We start from the raw sequence: 26,977 nt of genomic DNA on the forward strand, positions 1-26,977 counted from the left end.
GTGTCATGCCTTTTTCTTCTCTGCGTGTTTGTATATCTTATTGATATAAAAGAAATATTAATTTATGGCATGTGATGTGCTATTTATTTCGCGGGTTTATCATCACTTTCTTTCAAAAGAAAAAAGGAATCGGTTATGAGTTCTTTCACTAAGTCAACTTTGGCGGCGCTGGCTATCGGTGTTGCTGCGGCTTCTGCAAATGCTGCGACTATCAACGACGGTTATAATGGCGCTGGTCTTTCATACAATGGCGACGTATTTGGCAATGCCAAGATTTATCAAGTAGATCGTATGGAAGTTTCCTACGACTCTGACAATTTGTATGTAAATGTATACACCAACTTCTTTGAAGGCGCTGACAGCTTAGGCCACAAGTTTGGCGACCTGTTCATCAGCACTAACGGTTGGAATCCTAACGGTACTGCGGCAAACCGCTACGGTACTGACGATGTAAGCAATGGCGAGCATTGGGAATATGCACTGGACTCTGCAACTGGCGACCTGTACAGCCTGTCAGAAGTGGACTATGCATCTCAGTTAGTTCTTTCTGGTCCTGGTTCTGTCCGTGTAAATCAGGAAGTTGACGTTAACACTGGCGCGGCCAACCTGGTTGCAGGTGAAACCTCCAGTGCAGACCTGAGCGGCGCTAGCAACACTATCGGCAACCTGGGTGTTTTATCCTTCACTATCACTCTGGCTGACTTGGGCATCACAGACCTGAGCAAATCCACTGCTTTGGGTCTGCGTTGGACTATGACTTGCGCTAACGACGTTATTGAGGGCGGTTACAACGTTCCTGAGCCAGGCACTCTGGCAATGTTGGGCTTGGGCTTAGTTGGATTGGGTCTTTCTCGTCGTAAGAAAGCCTAATTCAAACTAGCTTGAAGGCTGTGACAAAAGGGGTGTAAAGTTTTCTTTACGCCCTTTTTGTTTGTCTGGCATCTTTGTTCTGTATGAGCTTTGTCTCCAAATTTTCTGTTGTCGCTAATTAGCTGAACTCTTAAGTGACCTGTCTCATTGAGTTGCTGTACTGAGTGTTGTTCGTGCCGCCTTTGGTCGGAAAGGCGCTTCTTAAAAGTTGTGTCACAGGCGTCTATTGTCTTTACCTTCCTCTCGAAAACTAGGCTCTGACATTAAGCGACAGCGGATAATTGCAGGCGCCTGGAAGGTGTGGTGGAATGTGCTACTTGGTGGCTTTTCTTAAATAGGAGATGGTGTGTTCGGCGAATTGGATCTTTGGCTATCCGCGCTGGTGGTTTTATCTATCCTTGTAGCGCTGGCTGCTACATCTCTGCGCCCTGCGATGGTGTTCATTTTTGCTCTGGTTGTCCTGTATACCGTAGGGTTGGTGGACCGCGAGAAAATGTTGGCGAACTTTACCAACACATCGCTGGCTTCTTTGGTTCTATTGCTTTTATGCTCTGTTGCGCTGGAAAAAACGCTGCTGTTGCCAAAGGTGGCGGGCTGGATAGTTGGGGAAACCGAGCGAAGCAGTCTGTTGAAAACAATCGGAGTTGCAGGAATTGTAAGTAGTTTTGCAAATAATACAGCGGTTGTTAGCTCCCTTATTGCTCCATTGAAGAATAACAACTTTATTTCTCCTTCACGTTTGCTGATCCCTTTATCGTACGCTTCGATTCTTGGTGGCGTTCTAACTCTTGTGGGCACTTCCACTAACTTGATTGTTGATGGGTTTGTTCGTGAAGCCGGCTATCCTCCTTTGGCATTACTTGATTTTATTTGGGTAGGGGCGCCGGTATTTGTCTGTGGTTGCGTGTGCATTATGTACTTGAGTGTCCGCTCTCTGCCCAAAAATGGCAAAGCGAAGGCTTCATTGCAATCAGAATATTTCCTTGAGTATACAGTTTTACCGCAGTCGCCACTTATCGGTAAGACAGTGTCTGAGAATGGATTCAGAAATCTGGAGCAGTTGTTCCTGGTTGAAATTATTCGACGTGGGCACTTGATTACCCCGGTAACGCCTTCTGAATTGATTGAGCCGAACGATGTTCTTATTTTTGCGGGAGACATTTCGCAAGTTCAGTTATTAAGTCACTTTCCCGGATTGGAGCCCTTCGATGATAAGCAGGATCTTTTAGAGCGGAATTTGGTTGAAGTGGTGGTCACCCAGTCATCGCAGCTAAAAGGGAAGACGCTTAAGGAAGTAAACTTCCGGGCGATGTTTGATGCGGGCGTTGTCGCAATTCGACGTGGCGATGAACGCTTGAAAGGAGGGTTGGGGCAGATTCGGATATATCCTGGAGACGCTTTGGTATTGGCTGTTGGTGATGACTTTATGAACATGCCGAACTTGGCTTCAAATTTATTGGTAGTCAGGGGGCTTCGGACTAATCAGAAATTCTCCGGTTTAAATAGCGCCCTTATCGTTGTCGGTTTTCTGGGGATGCTCTTGGGGAGTGCGATGGGGGTGTATTCCCTTTTTGATGGCGCACTGTTTTTGCTCCTCTTCTATATACTTATGCGCTTTATTAGCTTGAACGAGCTTTTCAGGAAACTGCCTATAGAGCTCATATTGATAATCGGCGCTGCACTTGGTATTGCTCAGGCAATGTCGCAAAGCGGGCTGGCTTCAGTCGTGGCCACAGGAATTATGTCTGTTTTTGGCGGGTTAGGCCCTTGGGGGGCCCTTGCAGGAATATACTTGGTGACTTGGCTGTTAACTGAGCTGATTACCAATAATGCCGCAGCAGCCTTAGCCTTTCCAATTGCATTGGCGGCAGCGGAAAGTATGAATGTTGATCCCAAGCCATTTTTCATGGTGGTGGCCTATGCGGCGAGTGCGAGTTTTCTCTCACCGTATGGCTACCAAACAAACTTGATGGTGTATTCCGCTGGCAATTACCGTTTTCTGGATTACATCAGGGCTGGGGCTCCCCTGGCGTTGGTGTATGGCGTCTTGGTGGTTTTGCTTACTCCATTGTTTTTCCCTTTTTAATGGTTGAATCCGCAGCTAAAATCTCCCAACTTAACAGTTGGCGGTATGCTAGTATCCCGCGCCAAATATTATGTTGACGATATGTTATGAAGCTTATAACGCGTCGTTAATGTGTGTGGGCTGAGACAGAGAAGAAATTCTGCTTAAATTTTAATAGGTGATCCATGCTCAAGATACTATTCTGGGTGGCGTTATTTGGCGCAGTGTACAGCTACTTTTTATATCCTTTTATCTTGAGGTTGCTGCCAAAGAGAAGAATGGTCAGGGCGGAGGGAGTAGCCATAAGAAAGGTTTCTCTGATCATAACCGCCCATAATGAGAGGGAGCGTATCCGGGAGAAGATAGAAAACAGCCTGGAGTTAGACTATCCGGATATGGAGATTATTGTCGCGTCAGATTGCTCAACAGATGAAACCGACGATATTGTCAGAGAGTATGCTGATAAAGGTGTCAGGTTGGCTCGAGCAGAAGAGCGTAAAGGTAAGGAATACGCACAGTTGCAGGCGATTAATATTGCTGCTGGAGAAATACTTGTCTTCTCGGATGTGGCGACCAAGATTCCAGCGGATGCGATTAAGAAGTTGGAAAGCTACTTTGCTGATGAGCGGGTTGGGGCTGTATCCAGTGAAGACAGGTTTATGACCAATGATGATCAGGTTGCGGGAGAGGGCGCCTACGTTAAGTACGAAATGTGGCTGCGCCGTTTGGAGTCTGAGCGCTTTGGACTGGTGGGGCTTAGCGGTTCGTTCTTCGCTGCGCGAAAAAAGGTATGCGAGGAATGGGATATATACTCTCCCAGTGACTTTAATACTGCGCTTAACTGCGCAAAAAAAGACTTGGTTGCAGTGACTGCTCCTGATGTGCTTGGGTTTTATAAGGATGTTGCTGATCCGCAGAAAGAGTATCAACGCAAAGTTCGGACCATCATCAGGGGAATAACTGCATTGTCGCGCCATCCTCAGGTATTGAGCCCCGTGCAATTTGGTTGGTTTGCGGTGCAGGTATTGAGTCATAAAGTGATGCGTTGGGCGGTGCCTTGGTTTTTGGGGGCGCTACTGGTTTTTAGTCTGCTATTGAATTATCAGGGAGGAGTTTACTCTTTGATATTGCTAGGGCAGATAGCGTTCTATTTGCTGGTTTTAGTTGGTCACTTTAAGCCAGGCTTGCGTGAGAAAATTTACGTGAAAATCCCTTACTTTTTTGTTCAGGTAAACTTGGCTATCGCCAAGGCTACCATTGATTTTTTTCAGGGGACAAGAATGACGGTGTGGACACCATCCAAGAGGTAGGGCTCAGACGTGTTAGCTAAAATCAGGCCTGTTGGTGGAAAAGTTTATCAGTCTCAAGATGCGCCGATAGATATTCCATGGAAGGTGAATTATCAGTACATCTATACAAATAGTGGAACTGCGGCTTTGTCACTGGCTGTTGCTGCGGCGATGAAGGATAAGGCTGCGTCAGTAGATGGCGTCCCAGAAGTTATTATACCTGCCTATGCATGTCCCGATTTAGTGGCGGCGCTAATCGCTCAGGGGGCATCTCCTGTGCTGGTTGACCTGGAGGCGAATTCTTTTTTTCTGGACCTTGAGCTGCTACAGGCGGCCATAACGTCTAATACAGTCGCCATTGTCGCGGTTAACTTTCTTGGCCTGTACGAACGTTTGCCCAGGCTGAGGGAGATTGCTGACGCCGAAGGCGTATTCTTAATTGAAGACTCGGCTCAGGCGCCGCTGCCCACTTCGGTTGAGGGGGCGTACGCGGACTTTGCTGTTTTAAGTTATGGTAGAGGAAAGCCAGTCAATCTGATGGGAGGGGGGGCGCTGTTATTTAAGTCAAAATATACAGAATGCGTCTCAAGCGTGACGGAAAATCTGCAGTGCTCGCACTTAGTTGTCGATTGGCTGTGGCGGTTAAAGGCGCTTATCGTAAATACTTTGATTGCGCGTTATCCCTACGGCTTGCTTGAGCGATTGCCATTTCTGAACATTGGCGCAACTCAATATCATCCTCTTCAGGTTATTGAGGTGAGGGAGGGGCTTGATCAGCTGGTGTCAGTTGGAGTCAAGCATTTCTATGCGTTACGCGCAGATAAAGCGATGGTGTACAGTGAAAAACTGGCTGAGCTTGAGGGAGTTGGTTGGAAATTGCTGGTGAGCGGTGATGATGGTTTAGTGCGGAATGGGCTGCTGAGGTTTCCTATTTTGGCTCCATCTCAAGCGGCTCGTGATCATTTGGAGATAGAACTGAATAGGCGTAAATATGGCGCCAATGCATTTTATCGACTGCCTCTGAATAAAATTGATGGGGTTAAGGCGCGAGTTAAAAATAATGATGAAGATTTTCCCGTTGCTAGGGATTTTGCGGGTCGGCTAATAACATTGCCTTGTCATGAGGGGATAACGGATGATGAGGTTGCCGACGTTGTTGCTATAGTTAAAATGGTGGCGGAGTCAGGCGGCTAAATCTGGTTCCCATCATTTGAAAGTAAAAGGGGCGCATAGGCCACTACTGTTCCACAGTTTGGGATAAGGAGGCCTGAGTCTCTGTTGTTGCAATGGGTCTGCGAAGAAACTATTAAACAACAAGGGGTTCAGGCTTTGTCACATCATAACACCGCTTTCCAGACATGAATTTGAGGGGTTGGCCAAACAGCATCATGTGGGTCAAAATTTGCGATCCGCCAGTTGCTGGGCTCAGTTTATTGGTATGGCCATGTCGCAGTTGTCTGGACGCCAGAGCCTGCGGGATATTCAGTCAAACCTTGAAGCCCAGCGACATAAACTCTATCACCTTGGCGTAAAGCCCATTGCCCGAACCACGCTGGCCAGACTGAATGAAAAGCAACCTGCCAAACTCTATGAAGCCTTGTTCTGCAAGCTCTTTTCCGTTGTAGATCTCAGCCAGGAAAACACAAATTTCGCTTCAAGAATCCCTTGTATTCTCTGGATGCCAGCGCGATGGATCTTTCACTTAAACTCTTTCCATGGGCGCTCACGCGGTCAAGCGAGTCTATCGAGTTGGTTATCGGGATGCTGATGCGAACCGACACTATCAGTTTTTGATCAATAACTTCTCCTAGTCAGCCACAACCATTGCGGCCGTTTATAAGGATCACTGGAAACAAGAACTGTTCTTTAGGGTAATAAAACAAAATCTCAACCTCAAAGCCTTTGTTGGGACTTCAAAGAACGCCGTTCTGACGCAGATTTGGCGTTTATCTGTTGGTCGCTATTGCACGCTATAGCGCAAGGGAGGGGTGGTCAGTGCAGCGAATGCTGAGGGTACTGCAGCTAAATTTGTTTGAAAGAAAGGCGCTGGTAGCGATTTTTAATCCTGGTCCACGGCTTAATCAAAAAGACCAGCCTCAAACGAGGCTGGTCTCATGACTGTCAGGCTGTGGGACAGCAGTGGCGTCCTTGGGTGTTCCAAGGCCGCCAATGTTTGACTTATTGGCCGGCGGCTTTGGCAACCTCGTCGTAATGAGCTTTAATCTCTTCAGACTTACTATCTAATGAGGCCGCCTTTTTCAGAATGGGTAAAGCGCCTTTTGCGTCGCCATTCTTGTATATTATCCAGCCATAAGTGTCAGCGATAGCTGCGCTTTCCGGCTGCAGCTTGTAGGCGCTTTCCGCTAACTCCAATGCCCTGGCGTCGCCTTTTTCAAAGTAAAGCCAAGACAGGTTATTGAGAGCGACTGCGTCATTGGGGCGAATCTGACGTAGCTTCTCGTACTGCTCAATTGCCTTATCAGGCATATTGTTGGCTTGGTAGCCCATGGCGAGCAACGTTATGGTCTGGGGGCTGTTTGGTTCAATGGAAACCCATTCTTCGAGCGGCTTCAGAGACTTTGCCCCAGCCTGAGCCTTCTTGAGCGTTTCGTGCATTTTGATGGCTAGCGATTGGCTTTGCTTTTGATACCACGCTAACTGAAATGCGTTGATTGCCTTCTCGTATTCGTTTTTGCTGTAGTAATGGTCGCCTTCCACTTCATAGGGAAGGGACGAATCACTGAATTCCTTTTTGATGTCATTAAGTAGCTTGACGCCAGCAGCCTCATTCCCTGTCAGGAACTCGGTTTTGACAGGTAACAGTCTTGCTTCTATGCGACCGGGCAAGGTCTTGGCGACCTCTGTAGCCATTTTTCGTGCGTCATCATTCTTTTGCGCTTTGATAAGGCTTGGAATTTCCAGCGTGGCGACCAGAAGGGTCGTACTTTCCAGCTGAGAGCCGGCTGATTCCATACCTTTCGCTTTGCTCAGGAACTGGCGGGCTTTATCAAATTCTCCGGTGCGAGCGTAGAATTCGGCCAGTGTAAGGCTGGGGGCGGCTGTAGTTGTAACGTTATTGGCGATTTCCTCTAGGTAGGAGGTGGCTTCGTCTAGCTTATTAAGCTTGTTGGCCGCCTCAAATAGCGCCCGGATAAGCGCCAGGTCCTCTGGGAATTGCTTAACGGCGCTTTTGGTTTCATCCAGCAGCTTATTCCAGTTTTGTGTTTTGGCGAACAGCAGTATGGAGTTGCGGTAAGGCGTCTTCAGATCGGGGGAAATCTTCTTGGCCTGTCCGAATGCCTGCTCTGCTTTGTCAAATTGATCAAGGCTGGAGTAGTAGGCGCCTTCCGCGTTAAACGCCAGGGCGCTATTCGGGATAGCCTTCTTCCACTCTTCAATTTCTGTCTTGGCCTGGTCGCCTTTACCTGCTTTGGCGTACGCGGACACCAAAAGTGCGCGAATAGCTTCGCTTTTCGAGTTCTTGTCTTTGCTGTCTGAGAGTAGGGCGATAGCTTTGTCCGCTTGGCCATTCGCCAAATAGGCTTTGCCTAACTTATCGATCAGTACTGTGTTCGATGCATCTAGCGCCAGTGCTTTTTCCAGCGCTTCGACGCCGCTCGCCAAGTTGCCGGACTCAAGTTCCGCTACGCCGTAGATGGACAGTGAGTCGGGGTCTTCCTTCGGTAGCTTCTCAACCAGACGCGCCGCCGCCTCAGGTTGTTGCAGTTTGAGTTTTGTCGCCGCAAGCGCCTTGGTGACTGCGCTGTTAACGTCTTCTGTCGCAAACTGGCTCAGATACTTATCTGCTGCTTCCCAATCGCCTTGCTGGTATTTAACCATACCTAGAAGGACACCTGCTTCTCTATGCCCAGGCGCTTTTTCAAGGATGTCTTTCAGGTATTCTTCAGCTTTTGTGTAGTCTTTGTTTTTGACTGCTTCAAGCGCTGAAACATAGCTGTTCTTGATGCTGCCTGGGCCTGACTTATCCAGCACTTCCTGATAAGTGAAGGCTTCTGCATGTTTGCCTTGGGCGCGCAGAACCTCAATTAGCTCTGAAATGGTTTGATATTTTTGCAGAGTCATCAGGTCATATTGACCAATGTCTTCCAGTGCGCGCACATAGGCGTCTTCTGCTGCAGGAAAGTTCTTTTCCAGTGCGGACATTTTGGCTTTCCAAAGCCAGACATCAGAATCATTCGGCGCCAGTTCTTCAGCCTTCTTCAGCTCCGCGGACGCACCGTCTTTATCATTCTGGAGGAATGAGGCCTTGGAAAGGCCAAGTAAAGCCTGGAATGATTTGGGATCGGATTGCAGGGCTTTGTTGTAGAGAGTGCGAGCGTCGTCTGTATTGCGTTTAGAGAGTTCAATGTCTCCTCTCACATTGTCTGCTCGGGCTGACAGTGTTGCGCTGGGTTCCTGAATTTTGTCCAGCTCAGTCATCGCGTCGTCAACTTTTCCCAGCAATAACAGGGATTTGGCTAATCCGACATGCGCTTCGTTAAGCTCGCCTTTTGTGGCTGTTTCTGGCTGAACCTTAAGCATTTGCTCGTAGGCGTCTTTGGCCTTAACAGCGTCGCCTGTGATCAACAGTGTTTCAGCAATGATCAGAAAAGGTTTTCTACTGGAAGGGTTGATATTGATGGCGTTTTGCGCTTCGCGAATACTGGCTTTTAACTGCCCTTGCTTCTGAAAAAAACGAGCCTGATCCAAATGACTCTTAAACTGAATTTCTTCCTTGGTGGGGGCGCTGTTGTCTTGGCCGCTGCATGCAACCAGTAGGCTGAATGCGGCCAAAATTATAATTTTAAGGGATACTGCTTTTCGAAGTAGCATGATTATTTCCTTGATTCACCCTGTATCAGGAGGACGAAATATTGTACTTATCGGTCAGGTTATACAGCGTCGGTCGGGTTATGCCAAGCAACCTGGCCGCTTTAGCCATATTGTTTTGAGTAGATTGCAGCGCTTGAATTATAGCCTGCTTTTCCGCCTCTTCGCGGACTTGGCGAAGATTCAGAATGTCCCCGGCGAATTGAGGTTGTTCACCGAGCTCCAGATCCTTGGCTGTTATTTTTTTCTCGTCGCACATAATGGTTGCGCGCTTTATCTTGTTGATCAGTTCACGAACGTTTCCCGGCCACTCATAGCATTGAATGGCGCGAATTGCGTCGTCACCGAACCCAATGACGCCCTTATCAAGCGTTTTAGTGAAGTTCTCCAGCAACGATCTTGCGATGACGATTGAATCCCCCATACGCTCGCGTAGAGGAGGGACTTTCAAGGTGATTTCACTAACTCGATAGTAAAGGTCTTCCCGGAAATTGCCGTCGGCGATAAGTTGGGTCACTTCTCTATGCGTTGCGCAGATGACGCGGACGTCGACAGGGATTTCCTTCATGCCTCCGACTCGCTCTATTACGCGTTCCTGCAGGAAGCGTAGCAACTTGGCTTGCAGAGACATAGGCATATCGCCGATCTCATCCAGGAATAAAGTGCCGCCGTGGGCAAGCTCTATTTTTCCCTTTTTCATCTGAGTGGCGCCGGTAAAAGCGCCTTTCTCATAGCCGAATAACTCACTCTCCAGCAGGTTCTCTGGAATCGCGGCGCAGTTAATCGCTGCGAAATTGTGGTCGGCGCGGGGGCTTAGATCATGAATCGCGCGTGCAAGCACCTCTTTGCCTGTGCCGGTTTCACCAAGAATAAGGGTGGTGACGTCCGCCGGTGCGATTTTCTCAACGGTTCGGCATACCTCCAGCATTTGCGGGCTGGAGGCGATGATGCCTTTCAGGCGGGAAGTGGACTTGCTTTGCTGAAGTTCACGGTTTTCATGCTCCAGTTCATACAGTCGAAAAGCGCGGTTTACGACGAAGGATAAAATGTCTGCATCAAGAGGCTTTTGATAGAAATCGCTGGCGCCCATACCGATGGCCTTCACCGCGTTTTCACGTTCTTCTCGCCCGGTTACGACAATGATTTTAGTCATCGGCGCAAGCGTGAGAATTTCCTGAAGTAGCGCAAAACCCTCGCTGGCTCCGCCTGGGTCGGGCGGCAAGCCCAGGTCAAGTGTAACGACCTGGGGTTCGACGCGCCGCAAGTGCGACAGGGCTGATTCACGGTCGTCGGCGACGAAGACTTCTGTGTCTTCAAAACACCAGCGCATCTGACTTTGAAGACCCGGGTCGTCTTCAACAATGAGTAGTTTTTTCTTCACAGACTGATCGAACCTTAAATATCCATGAACGGAGGTATGTAGTTTTTTGGCGGTACATGTTAACAGGGAAATCCCCAAAGACAACAGAGGAAGAATGGCCTGTCAGGATATTTTACTACTTTGCTTGTTTTTACTGGTTAACCGCCTTCATATTGCTGAATCCAGAGGCCGGAACGGCTGCGCCGACGATGGGGATTTTGATCGTAAAACAGGTCCCTACGCCAACTTGGCTAGTCACATCGACCGAGCCCCCGAGTTTGCGTATATATTCTCTGCTCTGGTATACGCCGATACCCATGCCGGTTAACCCTTTAGTGCTTTCGAAGGGCTTGAACAACTGGCCTTTAATAAACTCATCCGTCATGCCGCAACCGGTATCTTGAACGAAGACCACCACCCAGCCAGCGCTGCGTTTAACGGAGATGCTGACTTCACCTGTTTTGTCTGTTGCGTCCTGGGCGTTTTGGATGAGGTGTACGAATACGCTTTTTAGCTTGTCGCGATCGGCAGTGATGGAAATCGCGGAGCTTTCTCCACTGAAGGACGGGTGAGGTTCCCGCTTGGATTCGTTAGCGATGACATCTTTGATCAGGCCGACGAGGTCAAACTGAGTGATTTCGTCTTTGGTGACGGGATTCCTTATTTGCACGAGCAGATGGTTCATTTTTTTCAGGGCGTGCTCGGTGGTGCGTATCATATCGTCGATGAAGACCGGATTGGTTTTGTGTCTTTCCGCATTATTCACCAGTAGAGATAACTGGGCGATGATGGTTTTAAGGTCGTGCACCATGAAGGCGGAAGTCCTGTTTACTGCTTCGAACTGCTTGGACTCTGAGAGCCTGTCCTGGGTTTGCAGCAAGGCCAGATAGCCGCCTGCCTGGCGGGCGACGATCTTCAGTAGATCGTAGTTTTCCCAGTTAAGCTCGATTTTTGCGATAGGCTCTGCAATCAGGACAAAACCAAACAGGCTTTCTCGAACGAACAGTGGAACGATGAGCCAGGGTTTTTTGGTGTTCCAGATACAGTCTGGGATTTCCATCAGGTGATACCGGGTGGGATCAATCTGGTATTCCTTCAAATTGACGACCCAGTCTCCCTGACTCAAAAATTCTATCAATTCGGAGCTGACGTCTATCTTGTCGAACTTGATTTCACTCATGTTCCAGAAGGCTTTAGCGGAGAAGCTATTGTCTTCGTCTCTCAGCCACAGAGCGCCTGCATGGCTTTCGACTAGGTTGGACATGACCCGAATGATTCTTTTTTCCAGGGCTTCATCGGAATCTAGCGCGGTGAGTAAGCGGGTAATGCTCAGCCACTCTTCCCGGTAGTCATACTTGTAGTTAAAAAAGTGCTGGCTGATGAAGACCATAAGTCGCGCGCGCAGCCAGGCGGAGCTGCCGAGCAGCACCAGAATGATGGTGGAGGAAAAGAAGAAGATAATCAGCAGCGCTTCGGACCAGGAGCCGCCGGCAGTGTTGATGTAGTAGCCGCCCGCAGACATGATGAGGAGATACAGGCCGGCGAATACCAGGGCGCTGGTGTGGAAGACGAACTGCCTGGAAATCTGCACGTCAATAGGCTGTTTACGCGTGTTGACCATGGTTAGCGCCACCAGGGGCGCGCAGATGGTGTTTACCGCCCCTCGTGCGTCCCAGAAAGGCGCCGAGATTTTGTTGAACAGTAGTGCGTCAGAGTACAAAAAGAAGTCATAGATATAAAAGGCGCCAATGCCGAGGCAGAGATAGCGGATATTTGAGCGTTTATATCCTGTGGCGTTGCGCCAGACTTGCTCCAGCATAACCAGTCCCGCCAGCGAAACGCTGATTTGTCCGAGCAGCAGCCATTGTCCTGAGATCAGCGGCTCATCAGTGAAGCTGCGGGTAAAGCCTGCGACCAGCATAATCCCCAGCACGGCGATGATAGACATGCCGAGCCAATACTGGGTTGGCGTATTGCTTTTTCGTGGACTGAGATTAATGCCCAGAATAATGAAGAGGACCCCGATCCAGGCCGCATTGCGAATCACCTCCAGGCAATACCGGGTGACGAAAGAGGGCGCGCCGATAGCTTGCTGCGCCGCCAGAGCTCCCAACCAGATAGAGGTGACCAGACAGGCGGTCAGCAACGCTCTATCCACAAGACGGCGCATATAGCCCCTTGCGAGTAGAAGCGTAATAAGAAAGTAAACCAGGGCGCCAGTTGCGTGACTGATGGCTCCGAAATTAATAACCATACTGCAATACTAGGCCCGTCAAAGATGTCAAAGTCAGATCAGATGGATTCGTCAAGTATGCTGAAGGAAATGAAGGCTGTAAATATCGCTGTGGCGACAATAACCGGCAGGGACGGATTAGCCAACATAAACAGTCCGGATATTAACCAGACATTCCTCACTATTTTCTTTTTCCATTTATACAATCCGGTCGTTCGGCGCAGGCTCGGATGCCTGCTCGCTTCCTCATCGGTTATGACTGCGCCAGGGTTGTAATACCGTTTCAGCGCATAGTCCATTAAATCGAAGTGCCCCATGTCGACTTCTCCGCGTGTGCGTTCGCCTTAAATAAAAAGTCTAGTACATACGTGAAGAGGTCGCACAAGGCAAGTATGGGTCTACCGAAGGCCTTAAGCGTTAATCCTTTAAGTTACGGTAATAGCTGAATATTTCATCCAGTGAATATTTCGGGGTGAACCCGAAAGTCGAACTGAACAGTTGACCGTCAATGATCACGGGATATTTAAAATAATTCAGCAGGTACGGGGGGAACGATTTAAGTTGCAGCATATTGCTTATTAATCTTGGCGCAATTGGAGGAATGGACCAAATTGGAATTTTGACACAGTCACAGCGGTCTAACGCTTCTTGGTAAGCCACCCAGTCTTCTGTCGCCACATTATAGATGCCTCGATGATCGCGACTGCTGATCACGGCGACTATAGCGTTCGCCATGTCTTCGATATGTATGAACTGCATCATTGGGGAAAAGCCCGCCAATACAGGGCAGTACTTGCTTGATAGCAGGAGAGACATGGTGTTTCTGACGTCGGGGCCGACAATATTGCAGGGACGCAGGACCGTAATGTTTAAATCCGGATACTTCCATAGATAAATATTGGCCAGGTTTTCCAGTTCTACTGAGTCGATCAAGTCCATTGTCAACTCGGCCGCTTTGAGGGGCGCGCTTTCATCGATCAGCGCCGGGTTGTAGGCGTTGGCGCCATAGACGTGGTAAGTGGAAAGTATGATGACTTTGTGAATGTGGTACTTATGGCACAGATCCAATAGTCGGTGGGAGCCAAGCACATTTGAGTTGTATCGGCGCATCCTGTTTTCTTCACTGGCTATCATTCTGCCAAGGTGAATGACCCCGGTGATCCTGTGCTTGCGGAATATATCCTCGAACCCGCGCTTGTTTACGTCTATGCGATAGCTGGGTACATCATCGCCCAGATAAACCTGCTCGCGAAAATCCACCGCGATGACTTTGTACTTTTCACGTAAGCGAGCAATGACCTGCTGCGCCAAGGCGCCCGCCGCACCGGTAACGAGTAACTCGGGTTTAGTCTTTTTTCTTCTCGCGGCCATTAAAACACCCTTTTCCTTTCGTGCAGTCCTTTGTCGATCAGTCGGCTAACCTCTGTCTTAACCTTGTCCACGCGCTTGGCTATTTCATCCTCAGTAATGTCTCCCGGCTCGAAGTGCAATGGCTCACCGAAATTCAAGATCACCTTCGCCGGGAATATAAAGGGGATGGCGATGGGGGCGTAAGGGATGCCAAGCATCTTCGCCAGCGGCGCGATATTGGCGATAGCGGGGATGGTTTCTTCACATCCCACCACGCCTACGGGAATAACCGGTGCGTTATGTTGCATGGCGAGATGCATGAACCCATTGCCGAACCGTTTCAGCTGATATCGGTCTCGATATAACTTCCCGGAGCCGCGAACGCCCTCTGGGAAAACGATGACGGCCTCTTCGCGTCCAAGCATCTTGGCGCAATTTACGGGGTCGCCGAGTACGGCGCCCATTTGATTGAGCAGGTTGCCGATGTATGGGACGGTAGGAAAGAAACGCTCAATCATGGCGCGGGGAATGCGAGGGCTCTCCTTGCGCGTGGCGAGTGCGTAAGCGATAAGAACGCCATCTATAGGAAGCTGGCCGCTGTGGTTGGCGACAATAAGCGCAGGCCCAGAAGCGGGAATGTTTTCTATGCCGTGAGTCTCAACCCGGAAATACTTTTCAAAGATAGGTTTGAAAAGGGCCATCGCAACGATGTTTGTGTCTACGTTCAGCCCCCAAGGGTCATACCCAAGGGTTCCGACAGGTTTTGCGATGTTCGTATATTGGCGCTCCAGTTCCTCTGAGACAAAAATCCTTCTTAAAAGGGGGCGTAATTTCATGTCATTTATCCTTGGCGACATTGCAGCGTTTTTCTTATGTCTTATGGGCCGCTAGTATATCGATAAGGATGCATTGATGAAATCTGAAGCTTTACCATAAGCTTCTGATTTTGGCGCTAAATAACTTCGTTATGTGAGTTTGTGAGCGAGATCAAAAAAACCCGAAACCCAGGGAGAGGCTTCGGGCTAGAGGTGTGAGTAGTATCCATGAAAGACTTCCTACATGACTGACCAGCAGGGTTGAGCAAGTCAGTCATCTTAAGTATTGATCTTTTACACATATTTACAAATCGAAAGTGATTATTTTTTAATCATATTTTCTTATAACAATATAAGAAGGCTTTCATGAATGGTATATAGAGAGAATAACCTCTCAATTATTCCAATTTGTCCTGATAGTCGGGCAGATCGTCGATATAGAGATGGCTTTCTTCAGGGGAAAGTTTCTCATTGCCGTTCCATGGCAGCAACCTGTAGCGGGATTTGCTGTGTGAAAAATCGACAAACGGATACTTGATGATGTCGAAATAGGGAGAGTAATCGAAGTCGCTCGGCGTGCAGAGTTTCGGGTTGCGCCGGAATAGCTGTATGCCTTGGGCGGAGGTTTTCTTCACCAGCGGCAAAATAGGGTACTGAATGGCGTTAAAAGCTTCCGCTATCATGGTGGAGCAGACGGTTTCGGTCGGCAGGCCGGGGTGTGAGCGGAAGAGGGAAGAGCGCCAGCGCCTGGGTAAAATGGTCCAAGGCACCATAAAACGGAACAGGTCAAAGATCTGTCGAATATTGTAGTTGGAGCCCAGTTGCCGAATAGCGTAATTGAGGACATTCTGCGCATCCTGATAATTCAGTTCCCTGGGGCGGCATATGCGCACATGATCGCGATCATAGCAAGAGAGCGGCCGCACCATAGTTCCCCGTCCCAGCTCGCTTTCGACAATCAACTGCACGTTGGGCTGGCCGTCGTAATACTCGGAAATTCTGCGGCGCGTATAGGGGCTTTCAACCTCATGTAGGCGGCCAATGTATAGCGCGGCGTGAGACCAACGGCTTTGCGTGACGACTTTGATGACTTCGCTGACGCGAGAGCGGCCTTCCACCAGGATAACGTCGCACGGGCGAATCTCATGGCGCAGGCGGTCAAAATTGCTTAAAGGAATTTCCGCGACGGGTTTTTCTTTAACCAGCCAGTCCACAAGTGTGTCGAAAACACCAATTTTTAAGCCTGCGCCCATGATTCTACTCTGCGCCTGTTTGTGAAAATCCTTTATGTGCCAATTGCGTCGCCAGCGACCACTCCATGCATCTTATACTTAATATATAGCATGGGCTTTATATGGCCGCATAGCATGAAAAAGCGGGTTTATATGCCCTTGGCGTCATTATCCTTAGCAGCTGTGCTCTGCGCGGCTCGTAGCTCTCTTTTCCAGCTTTGCACCGCCACTTGCTCCTTGGACAATTCGAGGATGTCGATGATAAGTTCGATTACTTGGTCATCCAACTGCATCAAGGCGCCGCCGCTGCGTATGTTAAGTTGTGCGAAGCTGCTCTTAACGCCTTCTACATTGTCTGGAATTTCCAGGTCTTCAAGCAGGTTGGCGATGGTGCTCACTACGATGTCCGCAATCGTATCTTCCAATCTGCCGGTGATGTTGCCGCCAATAAAGGGGATAGCGTTGACGCGCTTGAAGTTTGCGTGGGATTGCATTGCGTCGGTAAGGCTGCGCCGTAGTTTGGCGACAAGCGGATTATCCGGGTTGGAGCGCATATTGCCTGACAACTGAGTCACCATGTGCGACCAGGTTTCCGCCAGCACGGGTAATCTTGGTTCGACAATTTTTTCTGCTATACGTTGTCCAATTTCGGAATCATGACGCAGGTCTTCCTGAATGCCGGAAATGACTTTGACCACCACTCGGTCGCTCAGTTCTTCCAGGAACACGTTGTAATAAAAAGCGAAGAAGGTGAACAGCCGAGTGTTGGTGATGTCAATAATGTTGTACTTGTGTAGGCGATAGATGATCGAGAACACACGCAGGAAACGCAATATTCGAGTTGATCCTAACGGTATGCATCCGAGCAGGTCATACCAGTGGAGAAAAGGAAAGAAATACCAGCGCTCGAATATTTTTTCTTTTATAGCGACAAACCAGCGCAGTAGGAACTCTGAAATAAACAGGGAGACGAAAGCCAGGTCCACCAGCAAGAAGTTCTCATGCATCAGCACCAAAGGATCGTGCAACCAGGGGGTGTAAGTGCGTGTTAAATATTGCATCGCCACCGTGTCGAACAAAGCGTCGATAATGATCAAGGATAGATTGATGATCAGCATAAAGAGCATGAACAGATCAAGGGCGATCCATATTCCCTGGCGGCTTTGCCGGAGATGCTCGTAGTCTATTTTTAGCAAACAGCGCTCCTTGAGGTTGGGTTTATTTAATTAGATAACACGGCTAGCCTATTTAATAAAGGCGTTCACGCGCGTTAGTATGTCGCATTGCTTGGCGTGCGGCGCACCGTAAATCCAGGCGAGCGTGGGAGTGTTATAAATAATATGGTAAATGGAACCGGCGGCGATTGAGTGCATGACTATGACAGACCAGGACAACAACCCTAATTCCCCAAAGCAGGTGTCAAAGAAAATAAAAGACTCGGCGCGTCAAATCTGGTTGGCGGGCCTGGGCGCATACAATAAGGCGGAAGAAGACGCTGGCAAAGTATTCGAGAAGTTGGTTCAGGAGGGAGAGGAGTTGGAGAAGAAAACCCGCGGCGTATTTGAAAAGCAATTGAAGGCGGTCGAAGACCGGGTGGAAGAGGTGAAAGACAAGGCCAACACCACTTGGGATAAGCTGGAGCAGGTCTTTGATCAAAGAGTTTCGCGGGCGTTGCATCGTTTAGGGATGCCTACTTACAAGGAGTTTGAGGCGCTGCGTCGGGAAATCGAGGAATTGAAAGCGAAAATTGATGAGCTTGAGAAGTCGAACAATGGCGGCAAATAAAACGTGAGTCGGCGGGAATAAGTCAGAATGCCGGGGTTAGGTGAGATACTCCCGGCTCATCGCCATAAGCGCCTGCCTTTCTCCGTCGCGCAGGTAGGGCGCCACCAGCGACATTACCTGATATACCCCGTGCGATAGGTCGATATCCTGTGCGTCAGCGGGGTGGCGAATCAGATCAAAGCTTGGCCAGTAGGTAATGGTGAGGACTATATTATTGCAAAGCGCTTCCAGCTCTTCGTTGCTGCCGAGCAGGATATCCTGCTCGCGGAGGCTTGAGCATATTGTCAGGGAGGCTTCCGTCTTTTTATGAAGGATCTTCTTAAAGCGGGGACGGATGCGTTCGTAGCGCTGCAGAATATTAACCAGATCCTTATAGAGAAAGCGATATTCGGCGATTCTTTCAAATATCAGGTGCAGGAAAAGCCACTGATCTTCAATGCTGATCTCCACATTGGGCACATCCAGTAACTCCAGCATCTGTTGTTCAAAGCGTACGAACAGCTCATGCAGAATCTCTGTTTTGTTTTTGTAGTGGTAGTAAAGGTTGCCAGGGCTGATATCTAGTTCGTCAGCAATCTGCAGGGTGGTGACGTTAGGCTCGCCGAACCGGTTGAACAGGTCCAGGCTGATGTGGATGATGCGCTCCCTTGTTTTCATGCAACCTTTCTTAGCATCCTGTGATTTGCAAGTTTCAACAATAATTCACTTTTCGCCCGTCCATGGCAATTCTGCTCGGCGAAATTCGATAAGTATTGCTCGAAAGGAGAGGCGTGGCCTCACCTCAGATCAAAGTCAGCCCAAATCGGACAATGGTCGGACGCCTTCTCCATGCCGCGGATTTCATAAGAGATGCCTGCATCGACGCAACGCGCCGCCAGCGGCTGCGTAGCGAGAATCAAATCAATGCGCAGGCCTCGTTTTGGGTCATCTTCAAAACCTCGGCTGCGGTAGTCGAACCAGCTGAAGCGGTCTTTGACGTCTGGAAAGTGTTGGCGGAAAGTGTCTATAAGTCCCCAATTCAGCAGATGGTCCAGCCACTCCCGTTCTTCGGGCAAGAAGCTGCATTTACCTGTTCTTAGCCAGCGCTTTCGGTTTTCTTCGCCGATGCCTATATCGCTGTCTGTATGCGAGACGTTCACATCTCCCATCACTACAATCGGCTGATTGGGAGAATGTTGTTGCAAGAAGTTAAGCGTTCCAGCGTAAAAGCGCTGCTTGTTAGGGAATTTATCAGGATGGCTTCTGTTCTCACCTTGAGGAAAGTAGCCATTACAAACTACAAGAGTTTGATCGCCAGCGGCGTATTCGCCGACAATCCACCGTTTATGGGCTTCTTCACTGTCGCCCTCAAACCCCTTGATGCAGCGTAGGGCCGGCTGTTTGCTCAGCAGGGCGACGCCATAATGACCTTTCTGTCCATAAAACTCAGCTTGATAACCCATTTCGTTAATAGCTTCGATGGGGAACAGGTCATCAATGACCTTGGTTTCCTGCAGGCCGATGATGTCCGGGTGATACTGGCTTATAAGTTCTTTCAGCTGATGAAGACGTGAACGTACGCCGTTTACGTTGAATGAGACGATCCGCATGATAAGTACCTACCGGAAAAGGGAAATTTTTAGCACGTATAGCGCGCCAATATACCGAACAACGTTGTTCATATGAAGAACCAAATCCCAGCGACAGTCGTATGTATTAATCAGGCGGACAAATAGCTTTCTTCTATTTGTCTGCAACGACAGGGCCTGTACGTGTCTGGTCCTGTCTCCCGCGGCTAGCCGCTGCGTAAACGCTTGATTATTAACATGCCGATATCATTGTCATGTTAATAATCAATGCGAGTGGTTGATCTTGTTGGTTGTGTCGCATCCGTTTATGGGTATTGGAGGTTAAAGTGGAAAATGGCAATCGTCCTCAAGTCGGCGTCAGCGCTTGCTTGCTGGGAGAGCAGGTCAGGTTCGACGGTGGACATAAGAAATCCGCCCTGTTGACCGAGCGGCTGCGTGACGTATTTGACTTCCAGGCTTTTTGTCCTGAGGTGGCGGTGGGGATGGGGATTCCTCGCCGTCCTATTCGGTTGATCGAGCGTGATGGGCAAGTGAGGGCGGTCGGTTCGAAGAATGCCAATCTGGACGTTACGGACAAATTGTCGTCTTATGCTGTGTCGCTTGAAGAGAGAATTTCCCGTTTGGATGGCTACATACTCATGCAGAAGTCTCCCAGTTGCGGCGCGTTTAGAGTGAAGCTCTATAACGAGAGCGGCGATGCCGTCATCGGGGCGAGGGCGGGAATCTTCGCTGCGAAGGTGATGCAGTCTCACCCCAATATGCCGGTTGAGGAAGCGGGTCGGTTAAACGAGCCGGCGTTGTTGGAGAACTTCGTTGTCCGGGTGTGCTGCTATAGAGAGTGGAAAGATCAGGTTCTCGCTACTCCATCTCTGGAAAGGCTGCAGTTGTTTCACCGCCGTTATAAGTATCTATTAATAGCGCATCATCCTCAGAGCCAGGTTCAAATGGGCAATATCGCCGCCCAAGCCAGGGCGGATTCGGTGAAGAGCGCGCTGGAGCATTACGAGACTGTTCTGATGCGTTGTCTGGCGCGCCGGGCGCAGCGGAAGAATCACTTCCATGTGCTGACTAATATTTCCAAAGTGCTTCGCAAGACAATGAATGGTTGGCAGAAGCAAGAGTGGGATGCGGTTTTGGCGGATTACCGCCACGGGGTCATCCCGCTTGTGGCCCCGCTGACTTTGCTGAAGCATTATTGTGCTGCGACCCAAGATGGGTTTCTCGCTGAGCAGGTTTATCTACAGCCTTACCCTCCTCATCTGGGTCTTAGGAATGCTATCTGAGAGAAGTGATTAGGGGCGGGCGCCCCCTGCTGATTCAAGGTTTGAGATAGAAGTGCGCGATGATTTCGTCTTCAAACTTATGGAAGAAGTTGCTTACTTCGCCGATGAGAGCGTAGCGAGGCGTTTGGGCGTCAGGGCTGGAAGGCTTTTGCAGGACTTTGATGTCTTCATAAGCCCCTCTGATTTTGGAGAAGCGCGCTTTCAATGTGCAGCAGACAACCTGCTCTGTCTTAAGGCCGCGGCGCTCAGCCAACGCCAGCTTGATGCTTTCCTGATCGATAGCCTGTGTGCTCTCCTCCGTGTGAAGGTGGTGAGGGCGCACTCTGTTTATCATCATTCTTGAATAGCTATCAGGCTGTTTGCGAGCCAGAAGCCTGAATTGCTCCCAAAAGTAGTTATCCGTTAAATAGCAAAACTCATTAATATCGGTGAGGCAGGCTTTAACGTAATCTCCAACGTCTGATTGACCAATGACTTCCTCCATGGCTTGCCTTAACAGCCAGTCAAAGCCTATCGATGTTTTGTGGCCATAAACTTTGCGATACATCTGGTGACGGGAGTAGACGAAGTCCTCCAGCGCCCCCAGCCCCTTCGGAGTAATGGCGAGCCCCATCCAGTCGGATTCTGGGTCCCAGCCCACATGCAGGTTCTTCAGCAAATGATCAAGGTTAAAGCCGCCTATTGTCACTGAGGAGTGGAAACCATCCCGCAACATATAATCCGCACGATCCGCGTCAATTTCACCGGAGACGATCAAGCGTAACAGTTGTACGATGTGTCGCTCCGGCTTCATGGGGGCTTCTATCGAGCCACTGAGCAAAGGCCAGATTAGTTCTGCATGCCGAGAGAACTCGGGCGTTACTGCGCCAGCTGTTGTTTCCATCAGGGCGCTGACATCCAGAGCGGAAAAGGGCGCATGGCCGGAGATTGGCGAATTGAGTATTTCCCATGCGCATCGAACTGAATAATGCTCATGCTCCAGCTTCTCAGGGCGCTCTGGATACAAGGCCGCCATATCCTCATCGCTGATATCAGCTTGAGCCCACAGATGTTGAAATGGCTCGCTGGTCCCCAGCATGGCGGCGATACTGGGAACTTTCGAAAACTGGTGAGAGAAACTGCTGTGCCCGCAATCATGCAGCAAGCACGCCAGCCGCGTCAGCTTATTGAAAAAATCAATCGAAGCCAAAGGCAGGGGCGCGCTGCCCTGTGCGCGTCTCTGCCTGCGCATGCAGGATTCCATCAGTCCCCGGAACATTTTGTGCCCCACGTGCATGACTCCGATGCTGTGAAGAAATCGCGAATGAGTGGCGCCGGGAAACACCAGCGAAAGAATGTCGTTTTGGCAAATATGGCGCAAACGTTGAAACAGAGGGTGGTCGATGACGCCAACTTCGTGCTCAAATAGCGTAATTGCGCCGTGTACAGGGTCCATTATGAGGCGATCCCTGACGCCCAGAAGGTCGTATAAGAACTTATCCATGCTGAATTATTAAGAAATTGGATAGAGAGAAATGCGTATAAAATCTCATAGGGGCAATTAGTATGATAATTCTAATTTTTGACATTATGTTGCAAATGTATCTTGCAGGTCGAGCGGTTGTCCGCTAAAAACAAAGTAACGAGCTACAATAATATTCACTATGCCAGCTGTCGACCTACCCCAGTGTATAAAAATAGCTTAATAAGTAAGTGGCGCATGAGCCATGGCTGATCTAGAGGAAGCTCTTCTCATCATCGACTCCGACGAGGATGTATCCCGTCACATGAAGGAACACCTGGCGTCAAGGGGGTTCCATGTGGTGCATTGTGCGTCAGTCAAATGTTTTACGGATCTTAAAGCGCAGGTCAGTCCAGATATCATCATCGGCGACCTTACATCTGATGACATCAAGTCCCTGTATTCGCTGCTAAAAGACGTTCATCCCAGACCCCCCATTGTTATTCACAGCAAGCGCGCAGATGCAGAAGATATTCTGGGCGCTCTACGTTCTGGCGCATCTGACTATATCGTCAAGCCTGTAGCGGATGTCGCTGTATTGGATGAAGCGATTCAGCGACAAATCGATCAGGTGCGGGTCTACCGCGAGAATCAACAGTACCGATATGACCTAGAGCTGGCTAATAAAGAGTTGCGCGCGGGATTGGAGGAGTTGCAGGCGGACCAGCGCGCTGGTCGTCATGTTCAAATGAAGATGCTGCCGGAGAAGGAAGTGGAGTACGGTGGCATTCAGTTTGATCACTGCATCAAGCCGTCTTTATATCTCAGTGGCGACTTTTTTGATTACTTCCGTCTTAGCGGCGACAAGATTGCATTTTATTTCGCCGATGTTTCCGGTCATGGCGCCTCATCCGCATTCGTAACTGTGCTGTTAAAAAACCTGAGCAACCGGCTGCAGCGCAATCTGCGCCGTCAATCCAGCGACGACATACTGTATCCGGACCGGTTCTTGAAGCGAGTCAACGCGGAGTTGCTGGATACCGATCTTGGCAAGCATCTGACCATGTTTGCTGGCGTTATCGATTTGCAGACTCGTGTGCTGAGCTACTCCATGGGCGCTCACTTTCCTATGCCAGTAATGTCCGTTAATGGCGTTAGTCGTTACCTGGATGGAAAGGGGCCGCCCGTTGGCCTGTTTGACGACCCTGTCTATCCTCTTTATGAAGAGCCGCTGGCGCCGGGATTTTCCCTGGTTATCTGCTCCGATGGTCTTCTTGAAGTGATTAATGCCAAATCACTCGCAGAAAAGGAGCAAGCATTGCTTGAAACCGTGCAGGAGGCGCGTCACACTATACCTGAACTGGAAAAAGCGTTCGGGTTGAGGTGGATTACCGAATTGCCCGATGACATAGCAATCGTGTCTATTATGGAAACGACGGTGTAATTGATGTCAGGGTATAAAATACTCCAGGCGGAAAAGCAGGGTGTTTACGTACTCAAATTTATCGGAGAAATCCGGCTGAATTTGTGTTCTACATTGGATCATTTAATCGACGAGATGAAAGAGGATCAGTCTTTCGTAACGGTGGTTATTGATCTGAGAGAGACGAGTATTGTTGATAGTACAACGCTTGGCCTTCTCGCCAAGATTGGGATTTTCGCCAAAAAGCACCGTAAAATTCTTCCCACCATCGTATCTACCAATGAGGACATTACTCGTTTGGTACTGTCGATGGGGTTTGATCAGTTGTTTATCATTGTGGAGAAAGCCGCAACGGCTATTGAACATCTCTCCGAAATTCCCATTTTATTGGCGTCTGAGCAAGAAGTGCGCGAGAAGGTGCTTGCGGCGCACAAAGTATTGATGGAGCTGAATGAGAGCAATCGCGCCGCCTTTAAAGATTTGGTGCAGGCGCTGGAATGTGATCAAGGGCCAGCCTCCTCGGTCTCCTCGTACTGATTTCCCGCCATTATCAAGAGAGCGTTTTAGCTGACGCTCTCCGCAACCTCCCAAATATGCCCACCCGTACAGTCATTTCTTTTTTGCCTAAAGTTCTATAGCTAAACTCTTTGTATCCGCCAATATTCTATGGTTGGCGTAACATGAGCTTTTGATAACCGAAAAGTGTTAGAAAACTTCTACTTGGGCGCTTACACTGGCGCTAATTGATAACCTAAACACAGTTAGTTCTATGGAAAATTCACAAAAAGTCACTGTCCTTGGCGGCGGTAGTTTTGGCACTGCGTTAGCGAATATTGCGGCAGGAAACGGTTACCTCACAGTCCTTTGGATGCGGGACGGCGAGCGTGCTGCGGAAATGAGCAAAACAGGGGAGAACGCCAGATATCTTCCCGGGGTAAAGCTGAATAAGAATTTGATCTGCACGTCCGGCATGGAAGAGGCGGTTGCAGACAGCGATTTGGTGTTGGTGTCCGTTCCTAGCAAGTCCTTCGGTGATGTGGTGCGGGATGCAAAGCAGTACGCCAAACCTGGGCAGTTCTGGTTGAGTACGACTAAAGGAATTGACGAAAAAGGCTTCAAGCTGATGAGCGATATTCTGCGCGAGGAGTTAACCGAACAGGAAATTGGCGTAATCAGTGGGCCCAATCTGGCCAAGGAAATCGGACAGGAAAGTCTGGCTGCGACTGTAGTCGCCAGTAATAGCGAAGTGGTGCGTACTTTGGTGCAGGACGTATTAAGCTGTCGCTATTTTCGCGTCTACGCCAACGTTGACATGTATGGCGTCGAGTTGGGCGGCGCGCTGAAGAACATATATGCCATTATTGCAGGCTTGGCTTCCGCACTGGCGCTGGGCGAAAACACTAAGGCGATGCTGATTACACGCAGCCTGGCGGAAATGAGCCGTTTTGCTGTTTTTATGGGAGCCAATCCGATGACTTTTCTGGGCTTGGCGGGAGTGGGCGATCTGGTTGTGACCTGTAGCTCTCCGCTCAGTCGTAACTATCGTGTCGGTTTTGCGTTGGGTAAAGGGGAAAAGCTGGAAGATACAGTGGCTGCCTTGGGCGAGGTGGCGGAAGGCGTCAATACAACGCGCCTGGTGCGAGACAAGTCCCGTGAGTTAGGCGTGGAGATGCCGCTGGTGGAAGGACTTTACAAGATCATTTATGAGCAATACCCCATAAAAGAAGTCGTCTCTCAGCTCATGCTGCGAGAACAAAACAGCGATGTCGAGTTTGTATTGCCGCGCTCGGAAGTCAATTGAGGAAGCTTGTTATGCGAACCTGTTTTTTTATGCGTCATGGCGAAGCGGAGATGCGGGCTGCGTCAGACAGGCAGCGTGAACTGACTGCCTATGGCCGTATTCGCACACGAGAAGTTGCGGAGCGGCTGGCGAGTCATCATGAAGGCGAGTTAAGGCTTTTGCACAGCCCTTATGTTCGCGCTACTCAAACTGCAGAGATCGTAGCGGATGTTTTTTCTCGGATTGCCTCTGTTCATATTATGGAGACAGCCACCCCGGATGACGAACCCAGGGTATGCTTGTCCGCGCTGGAGCCATTTGCAGATCAGGACTTTATTCTGGTTACTCACATGCCATTGGTGGCGGCGCTTGCCGCTTTACTTGAACACGGCGGCGGCTTTCCTTCCACAGGGTTCCAGACCAGCGAAATTCGTGAATACGAAATGCCGGTCTGGGGATTAGGGCGCGCTATGGAGAAAAGCAGAATCTATTGAGCTAACAGCGCTTTAAGAACCTGAGCGGCGGTTTCCAGGTCTTTCTTTCTGGTATAAAAGTGAGGCGAGAAGCGAATGCCGCCGCCACGTGATGCGCAGATAACGTTTTTATCCATCAGCTGTTGATGAAGTTCAGGCATGCTGTGGCCTTGAATGGTGAAGGTCAGAATGCCGGCGCAGCGGGCTTCATCATCTGGCGTGATAAATTTAATGCCTTCAATATCAGATAGTAGCGCTCTCAATGTGGATACATTAGCGGCGATTTTCCTGTAAACCTCTTCTATGCCGACTTCCGCCAGTAACGCCAGGCTGGCTTCGAGGGCGAAGATTCCCAGCATGTTAGGGCTGCCGCATTCGAAGCGGGTTGCATTGGGCGCTGGCTCCCAAGTGTCTTTGCTGTAATCGCCCCGATCCTTCACCATGTGCCATCCGTACTGGGTGAGCTGAAGACTTTCCAGGCGTTGTTTGTTGACGTAAAAGACGCCAAGCCCTTCAGGCCCCAGCATCCACTTGTGTCCGTCCGCCATCAGGAAATCGATATTGTCCCTCTGAACGTCAGTGGGGCAAACTCCCAGGCTTTGAATGGCGTCCACGCAGAAAAGGATATTGCGGCGTTTCAGTTCAGCCCCCAAGGACGTCAGCTCCATTTTCAGTCCTGTGCCGTATTGCACGGAACTGATGGACACGAGGCGAGTTTTTTCAGAGAGCGCTTCCAGCACAGCCTGCTCAGGGGTATCAGCCTGCTTGAGTTTGGCGAAGACAACGCGTACGCCGAATTTTTCCTGTAGAGATTCCCACACGATGCGGTTGGAGGGGAACTCCTGATCGGAAATCACCACTTCATCGCCCGCTTTCCAGTCCAGGCCATAAGCGACGAAAGACAATGCTTCTGATGTGTTCTTAACCAGCGCTATTTCGTTGATGCTTTCTGCGTTGACCAGATCTTTGAGCAGCAATCGTAAAGAACGCTCCTTCTTCAGCCACTCTGGGTAATGGGTGGCGCCCGTTTTGAGGTTCTCCTTGGCGAAAGCTTCGATAGCCGTCACTGCGCGAGAAGGCCAGGGAGCGACTGCAGCGTGGTTGATGTAGGTGATGGATTCGTCGAGGGGAAATTCGTTGGCGACCAGACGGTCAAAAGAGGCATTGTCTAAAGGCATGG

The 26,977-nt window shown here is 49.6% G+C and carries 22 protein-coding genes and 1 pseudogene; 11 read left to right on the top strand and 12 right to left on the bottom strand.

From position 1 onward, the window contains the following. Positions 1-135: 135 nt before the first annotated feature. The 5 genes and pseudogenes from AC2IBB_RS14285 to AC2IBB_RS14305 all read left to right on the top strand — a co-directional run bounded on the left by AC2IBB_RS14285 (position 136) and on the right by AC2IBB_RS14305 (position 6,342). Positions 136-870, top strand: a complete 735-nt coding sequence (locus AC2IBB_RS14285; RefSeq protein WP_486333507.1) for a PEP-CTERM sorting domain-containing protein — start codon at positions 136-138, stop codon at positions 868-870. 346 nt (positions 871-1,216) lie between these two features. Further along, positions 1,217-2,956, top strand: coding sequence for an SLC13 family permease (locus AC2IBB_RS14290; protein WP_486333508.1), 1,740 nt, complete (start codon positions 1,217-1,219; stop codon positions 2,954-2,956). 164 nt (positions 2,957-3,120) lie between these two features. Then, entirely contained in the window at positions 3,121-4,245 is a 1,125-nt protein-coding gene (locus AC2IBB_RS14295) for a glycosyltransferase (protein ID WP_486333509.1), read from the top strand. A gap of 9 nt (positions 4,246-4,254) precedes the next feature. Then, the gene (locus AC2IBB_RS14300; RefSeq protein WP_486333510.1) at positions 4,255-5,418 is read left to right on the top strand and encodes a DegT/DnrJ/EryC1/StrS family aminotransferase; all 1,164 of its coding nucleotides are present in this window, start codon (positions 4,255-4,257) and stop codon (positions 5,416-5,418) included. 73 nt (positions 5,419-5,491) lie between these two features. Continuing rightward, positions 5,492-6,342, top strand: a pseudogene (locus tag AC2IBB_RS14305) (DUF4372 domain-containing protein). A 60-nt stretch (positions 6,343-6,402) separates the two neighbouring features. On the opposite strand, the gene AC2IBB_RS14310 reads toward AC2IBB_RS14305, so the two are convergent. From AC2IBB_RS14310 to AC2IBB_RS14345, 8 genes are all read right to left on the bottom strand, one after another. After that, positions 6,403-9,057, bottom strand: a complete 2,655-nt coding sequence (locus AC2IBB_RS14310; RefSeq protein WP_486333511.1) for a tetratricopeptide repeat protein — start codon at positions 9,055-9,057, stop codon at positions 6,403-6,405. 25 nt (positions 9,058-9,082) lie between these two features. Beyond that, entirely contained in the window at positions 9,083-10,435 is a 1,353-nt protein-coding gene (prsR, locus tag AC2IBB_RS14315; RefSeq protein ID WP_486333512.1) for a PEP-CTERM-box response regulator transcription factor, read from the bottom strand. A gap of 130 nt (positions 10,436-10,565) precedes the next feature. Beyond that, on the bottom strand, positions 10,566-12,584 hold the full coding sequence (gene prsK, locus AC2IBB_RS14320) for an XrtA/PEP-CTERM system histidine kinase PrsK (protein ID WP_486333513.1): 2,019 nt from the start codon (positions 12,582-12,584) through the stop codon (positions 10,566-10,568). A 122-nt stretch (positions 12,585-12,706) separates the two neighbouring features. Next, positions 12,707-12,964, bottom strand: coding sequence for a hypothetical protein (locus AC2IBB_RS14325; protein ID WP_216739195.1), 258 nt, complete (start codon positions 12,962-12,964; stop codon positions 12,707-12,709). Positions 12,965-13,064: 100 nt separating this feature from the next. Beyond that, positions 13,065-14,018, bottom strand: a complete 954-nt coding sequence (locus tag AC2IBB_RS14330) for an SDR family oxidoreductase (protein WP_486333514.1) — start codon at positions 14,016-14,018, stop codon at positions 13,065-13,067. Further along, complete coding sequence (locus AC2IBB_RS14335) at positions 14,018-14,833, bottom strand: lysophospholipid acyltransferase family protein (protein ID WP_486333515.1); 816 nt, start codon at positions 14,831-14,833, stop codon at positions 14,018-14,020. The genes AC2IBB_RS14330 and AC2IBB_RS14335 overlap by 1 nt, the downstream gene beginning before the upstream one ends. Before the next feature lie 377 nt (positions 14,834-15,210). After that, positions 15,211-16,065: a YiiX/YebB-like N1pC/P60 family cysteine hydrolase gene (locus tag AC2IBB_RS14340; protein WP_486333516.1), complete on the bottom strand. Its 855-nt coding sequence runs from the start codon at positions 16,063-16,065 to the stop codon at positions 15,211-15,213. A gap of 128 nt (positions 16,066-16,193) precedes the next feature. Beyond that, entirely contained in the window at positions 16,194-17,240 is a 1,047-nt protein-coding gene (locus AC2IBB_RS14345) for a hypothetical protein (protein ID WP_486333517.1), read from the bottom strand. Positions 17,241-17,415: 175 nt separating this feature from the next. On the opposite strand from AC2IBB_RS14345, the gene AC2IBB_RS14350 reads away from it, so the two are divergent. After that, positions 17,416-17,829, top strand: coding sequence for a phasin family protein (locus AC2IBB_RS14350; protein WP_486333518.1), 414 nt, complete (start codon positions 17,416-17,418; stop codon positions 17,827-17,829). A 36-nt stretch (positions 17,830-17,865) separates the two neighbouring features. Here the strand turns inward: AC2IBB_RS14350 and AC2IBB_RS14355 are convergent, their stop codons facing one another. Further along, complete coding sequence (locus AC2IBB_RS14355) at positions 17,866-18,486, bottom strand: TetR/AcrR family transcriptional regulator (RefSeq protein WP_486333519.1); 621 nt, start codon at positions 18,484-18,486, stop codon at positions 17,866-17,868. 119 nt (positions 18,487-18,605) lie between these two features. Beyond that, entirely contained in the window at positions 18,606-19,418 is an 813-nt protein-coding gene (gene xthA, locus AC2IBB_RS14360) for an exodeoxyribonuclease III (protein WP_486333520.1), read from the bottom strand. A gap of 305 nt (positions 19,419-19,723) precedes the next feature. Between xthA and AC2IBB_RS14365 the strand changes: the two genes are divergently transcribed. Beyond that, positions 19,724-20,680 (top strand): YbgA family protein, encoded by a 957-nt coding sequence (locus AC2IBB_RS14365; protein ID WP_486333521.1) that lies wholly within the window; start codon positions 19,724-19,726, stop codon positions 20,678-20,680. A gap of 34 nt (positions 20,681-20,714) precedes the next feature. Here the strand turns inward: AC2IBB_RS14365 and AC2IBB_RS14370 are convergent, their stop codons facing one another. Beyond that, positions 20,715-22,163 (bottom strand): HD domain-containing protein, encoded by a 1,449-nt coding sequence (locus tag AC2IBB_RS14370; protein ID WP_486333522.1) that lies wholly within the window; start codon positions 22,161-22,163, stop codon positions 20,715-20,717. A gap of 223 nt (positions 22,164-22,386) precedes the next feature. Here AC2IBB_RS14370 and AC2IBB_RS14375 point away from each other — a divergent pair, with 223 nt between their 5' ends. From AC2IBB_RS14375 to sixA, 4 genes are all read left to right on the top strand, one after another. Then, positions 22,387-23,565 (top strand): PP2C family protein-serine/threonine phosphatase, encoded by a 1,179-nt coding sequence (locus AC2IBB_RS14375; RefSeq protein WP_486333523.1) that lies wholly within the window; start codon positions 22,387-22,389, stop codon positions 23,563-23,565. A gap of 3 nt (positions 23,566-23,568) precedes the next feature. Continuing rightward, positions 23,569-24,081, top strand: coding sequence for an STAS domain-containing protein (locus AC2IBB_RS14380; protein ID WP_486333524.1), 513 nt, complete (start codon positions 23,569-23,571; stop codon positions 24,079-24,081). Positions 24,082-24,313: 232 nt separating this feature from the next. Then, on the top strand, positions 24,314-25,345 hold the full coding sequence (locus AC2IBB_RS14385) for an NAD(P)H-dependent glycerol-3-phosphate dehydrogenase (RefSeq protein WP_486333525.1): 1,032 nt from the start codon (positions 24,314-24,316) through the stop codon (positions 25,343-25,345). Between the two features lie 11 nt (positions 25,346-25,356). Continuing rightward, positions 25,357-25,818: a phosphohistidine phosphatase SixA gene (gene sixA, locus AC2IBB_RS14390; protein ID WP_486333526.1), complete on the top strand. Its 462-nt coding sequence runs from the start codon at positions 25,357-25,359 to the stop codon at positions 25,816-25,818. On the opposite strand, the gene AC2IBB_RS14395 is transcribed toward sixA, so the two are convergent. Then, positions 25,812-26,975: an aminotransferase class V-fold PLP-dependent enzyme gene (locus AC2IBB_RS14395; RefSeq protein ID WP_486333527.1), complete on the bottom strand. Its 1,164-nt coding sequence runs from the start codon at positions 26,973-26,975 to the stop codon at positions 25,812-25,814. The two genes, sixA and AC2IBB_RS14395, sit on opposite strands and share 7 nt — an antisense overlap. Between the last annotated feature and the right edge of the window lie 2 nt (positions 26,976-26,977).

Source organism: Hahella sp. NS-SX17, from assembly GCF_057367735.1.

Excerpts from the sequence above, each read along its gene's own strand:
- AC2IBB_RS14285 (WP_486333507.1), top strand. The coding sequence starts at position 136 with ATGAGTTCTTTCACTAAGTCAACTTTGGCGGCGCTGGCTATCGGTGTT.
- AC2IBB_RS14295 (WP_486333509.1), top strand. The coding sequence starts at position 3,121 with ATGCTCAAGATACTATTCTGGGTGGCGTTATTTGGCGCAGTGTACAGC.
- AC2IBB_RS14310 (WP_486333511.1), bottom strand. The coding sequence starts at position 9,057 with ATGCTACTTCGAAAAGCAGTATCCCTTAAAATTATAATTTTGGCCGCA.
- prsK (WP_486333513.1), bottom strand. The coding sequence starts at position 12,584 with ATGCGCCGTCTTGTGGATAGAGCGTTGCTGACCGCCTGTCTGGTCACC.
- AC2IBB_RS14325 (WP_216739195.1), bottom strand. The coding sequence starts at position 12,964 with ATGGGGCACTTCGATTTAATGGACTATGCGCTGAAACGGTATTACAAC.
- AC2IBB_RS14330 (WP_486333514.1), bottom strand. The coding sequence starts at position 14,018 with ATGGCCGCGAGAAGAAAAAAGACTAAACCCGAGTTACTCGTTACCGGT.
- AC2IBB_RS14335 (WP_486333515.1), bottom strand. The coding sequence starts at position 14,833 with ATGAAATTACGCCCCCTTTTAAGAAGGATTTTTGTCTCAGAGGAACTG.
- AC2IBB_RS14340 (WP_486333516.1), bottom strand. The coding sequence starts at position 16,065 with ATGGGCGCAGGCTTAAAAATTGGTGTTTTCGACACACTTGTGGACTGG.
- AC2IBB_RS14350 (WP_486333518.1), top strand. The coding sequence starts at position 17,416 with ATGACTATGACAGACCAGGACAACAACCCTAATTCCCCAAAGCAGGTG.
- AC2IBB_RS14355 (WP_486333519.1), bottom strand. The coding sequence starts at position 18,486 with ATGAAAACAAGGGAGCGCATCATCCACATCAGCCTGGACCTGTTCAAC.
- xthA (WP_486333520.1), bottom strand. The coding sequence starts at position 19,418 with ATGCGGATCGTCTCATTCAACGTAAACGGCGTACGTTCACGTCTTCAT.
- AC2IBB_RS14370 (WP_486333522.1), bottom strand. The coding sequence starts at position 22,163 with ATGGATAAGTTCTTATACGACCTTCTGGGCGTCAGGGATCGCCTCATA.
- AC2IBB_RS14375 (WP_486333523.1), top strand. The coding sequence starts at position 22,387 with ATGGCTGATCTAGAGGAAGCTCTTCTCATCATCGACTCCGACGAGGAT.
- AC2IBB_RS14380 (WP_486333524.1), top strand. The coding sequence starts at position 23,569 with ATGTCAGGGTATAAAATACTCCAGGCGGAAAAGCAGGGTGTTTACGTA.
- AC2IBB_RS14385 (WP_486333525.1), top strand. The coding sequence starts at position 24,314 with ATGGAAAATTCACAAAAAGTCACTGTCCTTGGCGGCGGTAGTTTTGGC.
- sixA (WP_486333526.1), top strand. The coding sequence starts at position 25,357 with ATGCGAACCTGTTTTTTTATGCGTCATGGCGAAGCGGAGATGCGGGCT.
- AC2IBB_RS14395 (WP_486333527.1), bottom strand. The coding sequence starts at position 26,975 with ATGCCTTTAGACAATGCCTCTTTTGACCGTCTGGTCGCCAACGAATTT.